Origin of the sequence: Actinotalea sp. (assembly GCF_041597215.1) — a bacterium.
In the GTDB taxonomy this organism is placed as follows: Bacteria; Actinomycetota; Actinomycetes; order Actinomycetales; family Cellulomonadaceae; genus Actinotalea.
Genome location: NZ_JBFHHB010000188.1, coordinates 1 through 6,179 on the forward strand (window position 1 = coordinate 1; position 6,179 = coordinate 6,179).

Here is a 6,179-nt window from a genome sequence, read left to right on the forward strand (position 1 = left end):
GGCGTCCGCCGTCGCGGCCACCGGCGCGTCGAGCCGGATCACCCCGTAGCTCCATCCGCGACGCCGGTAGGCCACGGAGGGCAGCGCCGTCTCGGCGTCGATGAACAGGAAGAAGTCGTGGCCGACGAGCTCCATCTCGTACAGGGCGTCGTCGAGGGTCATCGGCTCCGCGTGGTGCAGCTTCTCGCGGATGACCACCGGCGAGTCGCCCCACGTCGACTCCACGGCCTCTCCCATGACCAGGGGGGCGGGGGTGGGCTCCTCCTCCGGCTCAGGGACGAGCTCGACGGGCGGTGCCTGGGCCGGGACGGCGTCACCCTTGCGGTGGTCCTTACGCCGGTCGCGGTCGCGGCGCAGCCGCTCGGTCAGCTTTCCCATCGCCACGTCGAGAGCGGCGTACGGGTCGTCGGCAGAGGCCTCCGCCCGGACGACGGGGCCCTTGCCTCGCACCGTGAGCTCGATGCGTTCGGACACGTCCGCCTGCCTCGGGTTCCGCTCATGGGTGATCTCGACGTCGACCCGCTGGGCTCGCGGCGCGAGCTGCGTGATCTTGGACAGCTTGTCCTCGACATGGCGGCGGAACCGCTCGGGGACCTCTGCGTGGCGTCCGACGACGACGATCTCCATGGTGGACCTCCTTGATGTGGACGGCAGCACGCCGTCCGGTGGACTTCGGGAACGCCCTCATGGGGCGACAGCCACGCACCACCTCCTCCGTCGGAGGGCGGTCGTCCGCTGCTCTCGCCCACTCGTCTCGGGACGGTCGGCGGGGCGGAACGGCTCCATGAACTGACGTTAGCCTGCCTGCCCTGAAGTCGAAAGCGGCGCGCGGGTGATCCTCGGCGTCGCCGCCACGACGAGGGCCCCGAGGACCAGCCCACCCCCACCCGCGAGCGCCTCCTCGCAGGCGGCGAGCGTCGCCCCGGTGGTCACCACGTCGTCCACCAGGAGGAACAGCCCGCACGGTCGGCCGCGCAGCCGCAGGGCCCTGCTCAGGTTGAGACCTCGGTCCCGCGCGCCGAGCCCGACCTGGTCCCGCCCGCGTCGGCGGCCCAGGACCACCACGACCCGGGCGTCGACCCCGCGGGTCCGCAGCTCGGCCGCGCACGCCGCCGCGAGCAGGCCCACCAGGTCGGCCCCGCGGCGCCGCCGCACCCCCGGTCGGGACGGCACGGGGACCACCTGCACGGCTCTGCCGTCGGCCGCGGGAGCGAGATCCCTCGACGCCACCGCAGCGCAGCGCGCCATCGCCGAGGTCAGCACCGGGGTCAGGTCCGCCCGGCGGCCGTCCTTCCACGCGGGGACGATCCCCCGCACCGGCCCGCTGTACGCGGCCGCTGACCAGACCGGGAGCACAGCGGTCCCGTCGAGATGGTCGAGGCGCGGGGCACCGTCCTCGACCCGACGGACGGGCCCCAGCAGGCTCCGCGCGCACCCCGGGCACAGCGGCACGTCCGGGGTGCCGCAGCCGGGGCAGGAGGCCGGCAGGACGAGCCGGGCGAGCTCGACGAACGGCGAGGCGGGTCGCGCGGTGGTGGCCACCCCTCCAGCATCACCCGGACGGAGCCGCGGGGCCGGCGGTCCACAGCGCTCGCGCTCAGCCGGGGAACGTCGGGTCGATCACTCCCTCACCCACGGCGACCCAGGTGGTCCCCTGCCGCGAGAACAGCCCACCGTCGGCGTCGGCGAGGTAGATCGACCGGTTCCCGAGCCCTGCGGCGACCGAGACGGCACCGCGGACGAGCGGGAGGCTCGTGGTCGGACCGCCGACCGGGACCTGGTTCGCCACGAGTGCGTCGACCGAGCCTCGTCGACCCAGCACGACGAGGCTCGCCTCGTCCGCCCAGGCGACCTGGACCGCGTCCTCGACGCTCAGTCCCACCTGGAACCTGTCGCCGATCCGCAACGGCCGACCCGACTCGTCGCGCACGATCGCCGCGACGTCGACCTCCACCCGGCCGTCCGTCGTACCCGTGTGGACGATGGCGATCCGCGCGCCGTCCCTGGAGACCGAGATCGACCGGATGCTGAGGGCCTCGAGCCAGTCCGCCGCGACGGTGGTACGCGTCCCGTCGGCAGTGATCGCCGTCAGGGCGCCGACCGACTCGACCTCCCCCGACCAGACCCAGTTGTAACGGTCGACCGCCGGAGCGATGAGCTGGGAGCCGACCAGCACCGTCGTCGCACCGGCCTCCTCGGGAAGGAGTCGGACCAGGACACCCGGTGAGGTCAGCGCCACCCGGACCGTCCCGTCGAGGCTCACCGCCGGCGACCGACTGCCCGCCGGGAGCGGGGCGACGCCCTCGACCGGCGTGATCGTGCTGTCCGCGAGCTCGACGAGCACGTCGTCGGACAGCGCGTACGGGCCGGAGGTCGAGGAGATGTCCCGGATCGGGAGCGTGGCCGGGTTCGCTGTGGAGACCCACGGCAGACCACCGGCGACGCTCACCTCGACCTGGCTGACGGCTGTCCCGGGCAGGCGCTCCATCGTCGCGGAGAGCTGGGCGAGCAGAAGGTTGCGTTGGCTCTCGTCGGCGGTCGCCGCTCCCCCCGCCAGGTCGACGAGAGCCACCTGATCGGTGATGCTGACCGACTGCGGGCCGAGACGGGATCCCTCCGGCGTCCCGGTCCGGACCGCGTCCCGGAGCCAGTCGACCGGCCCGTCGAGCAGGGCACGGACGGCGTACACGGCGACCTTCGACGCCGGGAGCCAGCGCACGTCGGGCACGAGCTGGGTCCCGTCCGCCGAGGCGAAGTAGAGGGGCACCGCGCGGTACTCGTTCTCGAAGTCGGTCGCCGAGATGAGCACGCCGTCGTCGAGCCCCGAGATGCGCCACTGGTCGTCGCTCGTGCGGCTCAGCGTGAGCTGCAACTGCTGGTGGGCGTCGGCGGGGGCCTCCGTGTACACGCCGTCGCGGTCGAGCGAGCCCTGGACGGGCACGTCCACCACGACGTTGCCGCTCTCCGAGACGGTGATCTCGGGACCGCCGCCGAGCAGGGGGTAGACCAGCACGCGTGCCACCGGGTCCCAGGCCGTCGCCGCCTGCGGGGTGAGGACCTTGCGCGCGACCGTGAACTCGTCGGAGAGCCCGGCAGCACCGGCGAGCAGGAAGCCGTTGACGATCTCCAGCGGAGTCCCGTCGGCGGGCGGGTCGTTGGCGAGCGGGACGGCGAATCCCGGGCTCTGCAGGACGACGTCGCCCGTGCGCACGGGACCCGAGGTGGGGATGGCGGCGCAGCCCGCCATGACGAGCGCCAGGACGAGCGCGGCGGCGGCGCGGACGGCACGCGATCCGGGGACCGGCCGTCGTCGCCAGGAGCCCCGCGGGTGGGCCGGGTGGGGCACGTGGGCCGGGTGGGTCAGGCTCATCGGTCCCAGCCTTCCAGGTCGGGGACGGAGGTCGGGTCGAGTGCCGTCGACGTCCGACGGGGCTCGACCATCGGGACCACCGGGTCGTCGTCGGGCACCAGCGGCAGCGGGGAGGACTCCAGGACGATCCCTGCACGACGCGGCAGGGTCAGCCGGAAGCAGGCCCCCGCTCCCGGCGCACCCCAGGCCTCGAGCCAGCCGCCGTGCAGGTGGGCGTCCTCGACGGAGATCGCCAGGCCGAGCCCGGTGCCACCGGTCGTCCTCGCCCTGGCGGGGTCCGCGCGCCAGAAGCGGTCGAAGACGTGCTCGGCCTCCTCGGTGGTCATGCCGATCCCGTGGTCGCGCACCGAGACCGCGACAGCCCGCGCGTCACCGGCGACGCGCACCTCGATGTTCTGGCCCTCGGCGTGCTCGATCGCGTTGACCAGCAGGTTCCTCAGCACCCGCTCCACGCGGCGCGGGTCGATGTCGGCGACGGCCGGCCCTTCCGGGAGGGTCACCGAGAGCCACGAGCCCTTGCGCTCGGCCAGGGGTGCTGCCTGCTCGACGGCCGTGGTGACCACCTCGCGCACGTCGAGGCTGTCGGCGTCCAGCATCGCGGCGCCCGCGTCGAAGCGGCTGATCTCGAGCAGGTCGGCCAGGAGCTCCTCGAAGCGGTCGAGCTGCGTGGTGAGGAGCTCCGCGGAGCGACCGGCGGCCTTGCCCAGGTCCTCGCGCGCGTCGTGGATCACCTCGGCGGCCATCCGGATGGTCGTCAAGGGGGTGCGCAGCTCGTGCGAGACGTCCGAGACGAACCGTCGCTGGAGCAGGGAGAGCTCCTCCATCCGGCCGATCTGGTCCTGCAGGGAGGCGGCCATCTCGTTGAACGAGCGCGCCAGGGTCGCCATCTCGTCCATGCCCTTGACGGTCATCCGCTCGGACAGGTGCCCCTCGGCGAAACGCTCGGCGACCCGCGCCGCGCTGCGCACCGGTTGGACGGTCTGCCTGGTGACCGACCAGGTCATCGCGGCGAGCAGGAGCACGAGGCCGGCAGCGGCCGCGCCGAGCACGCGCTGGACGAAGCCGAGCGTCGTGGCCTCCGACTCGAGGCTGTAGAGGAAGTACAGCTCGTACTGCCCGGCGGCCGGCACCGTGACGATGCTGCCCACGAGCACCCCGGGGTGGACCCCCTCGCCCTCGTCGACGGGGATCGCGACGGACATCCAGTGCTGGGTGTCGTCGGCGAGGATCGCCGCGCGCAGATCGGCGCTGAGCAGGTAGTTGAGCTCCGGCCGCGAGGAGACGTCGTTGACCAGGAGCGGAGGAGCATCGACCGGCGAGCGCCGCAGGAAGATCTCCGGGGCACCCGACCCGCCGACCTTGAGCGCGGGGACCAGGTCGAAGAACAGCTGCTGGACCTCTGCAGCGGTCGGCGCCGTCGAGGTGGACAGCGTCGTCTGGGCGCTCTGGGTCGAGCGCGCGCTCTCCTCGAGCAGCTGCGCGACCCGCTGGTCGAAGAGCCCGTCGCGGATCCGGTCCGAGAGGTACACCCCCAGGCCGACGAGAGCGAGGATCCCGACGACGAGCGTGGAGGTGAGCACCCGGACCTGCAACGACGACCGCCACACGAGGACGGCGTTCGCCGTCCCGAGCCGGATCCGGCGGGCGGAGCGCAGCGCGGCGAGCCGGGCCCTGCGCACGGCGCCGGGTGAACGACGGCTCACGGTCCGTCCACCGTCATGCGGTGGTCGCACCCGCCTTGTACCCGACGCCTCGGACGGTCACGACGATCTCCGGGTGCTCGGGGTCGTGCTCGATCTTCGACCGCAGCCGCTGCACGTGGACGTTGACCAGGCGCGTGTCCGCCGCGTGCCGGTAGCCCCAGACCTTCTCCAGCAGGGTCTCGCGGGTGAACACCTGCCACGGCTTGCGGGCCAGGGCCACGAGCAGGTCGAACTCCAGCGGGGTCAGGGCGATGAGCTCCCCGGCCCGGGTGACGCGGTGCCCGGCGACGTCGATGTGCAGGTCGCCGATCCCCAGCTGCTCGGGGCTCGGCTGGTCGTTGTGCCGCAGTCGCGCCCGGACCCGCGCGATGAGCTCCTTGGCCTTGAACGGCTTGGGGATGTAGTCGTCCGCCCCGGACTCGAGACCCACGACGACGTCCACCGTGTCGCTCTTGGCCGTGAGCATGACGATCGGCACCGACGACTCGGCCCGGATCAGGCGGCAGATCTCCGTGCCGTCCTTGCCGGGAAGCATGAGGTCGAGCAGCACCAGGTCCGGCTGTGAAGAGTGGAAGGCATCGAGCGCGTCGTCGCCGTGGCTGCAGAAGAGGGGCTCGAACCCCTCGGCGCGCAGCACGATCCCGACCATCTCGGCGAGTGCGACGTCGTCGTCGACCACGAGGATCCGTCCGTTCATGGGCCCATGGTGTCACCCCGGACCGTGTGGATCGATGCGGATCGCCGTAGCACCGGATGAACCACGGCCCGCTCCGCTCCGTGGCACGATGGTCGCGGCCCGGAGCCCGTGCTGGCCCCGCGGCTCGTACGGACTGCCGCAGGTGCAGGATCTGACAACGAAGGCGCCGATCTCCAGGAGTGACGTGAGCGAACCACAGGGCCCCGGGGCTCCGCGCCCGCCGCAGGGCTGGGGTCCGGCAGGGCAGGACGAGCAGCCCGGCTACGGGCAGCCGCAGGAGGTTCAGCCGCCCACGGTCCAGCCCGGCTACGGCCAGCCCGGCTACGGGCAACCCCACTACCGCCAGCCCGGCTACGGCCAACCCCAGTACGGCCAGCCCGGCTACGGCCAACCCCAGTACGGCCAGCCC

Annotated in this window: 5 protein-coding genes and 1 pseudogene; 1 reads left to right on the forward strand and 5 read right to left on the reverse strand. The window is 73.0% G+C overall.

The features are described from left to right. From hpf to mtrA, 5 genes are all read right to left on the reverse strand, one after another. A partial coding sequence (gene hpf, locus ABWK99_RS12285; protein WP_372594991.1) for a ribosome hibernation-promoting factor, HPF/YfiA family occupies positions 1-627 on the reverse strand: 627 nt, incomplete at its 3' end. A 168-nt stretch (positions 628-795) separates the two neighbouring features. After that, complete coding sequence (locus ABWK99_RS12290; protein ID WP_372594992.1) at positions 796-1,542, reverse strand: ComF family protein; 747 nt, start codon at positions 1,540-1,542, stop codon at positions 796-798. 55 nt (positions 1,543-1,597) lie between these two features. Beyond that, entirely contained in the window at positions 1,598-3,370 is a 1,773-nt protein-coding gene (locus tag ABWK99_RS12295) for an LpqB family beta-propeller domain-containing protein (protein WP_372594993.1), read from the reverse strand. Beyond that, positions 3,367-5,073: an MtrAB system histidine kinase MtrB gene (gene mtrB / locus ABWK99_RS12300; RefSeq protein WP_372594994.1), complete on the reverse strand. Its 1,707-nt coding sequence runs from the start codon at positions 5,071-5,073 to the stop codon at positions 3,367-3,369. The genes ABWK99_RS12295 and mtrB overlap by 4 nt, the downstream gene beginning before the upstream one ends. A 13-nt stretch (positions 5,074-5,086) precedes the next feature. Continuing rightward, a complete protein-coding gene (mtrA, locus tag ABWK99_RS12305) occupies positions 5,087-5,770 on the reverse strand; it encodes an MtrAB system response regulator MtrA (RefSeq protein WP_372594995.1) in 684 nt (227 codons plus the stop codon). A 184-nt stretch (positions 5,771-5,954) separates the two neighbouring features. Here mtrA and ABWK99_RS12310 point away from each other — a divergent pair. Beyond that, positions 5,955-6,179 (forward strand): annotated as a pseudogene (locus ABWK99_RS12310) (hypothetical protein); the annotation flags it as partial.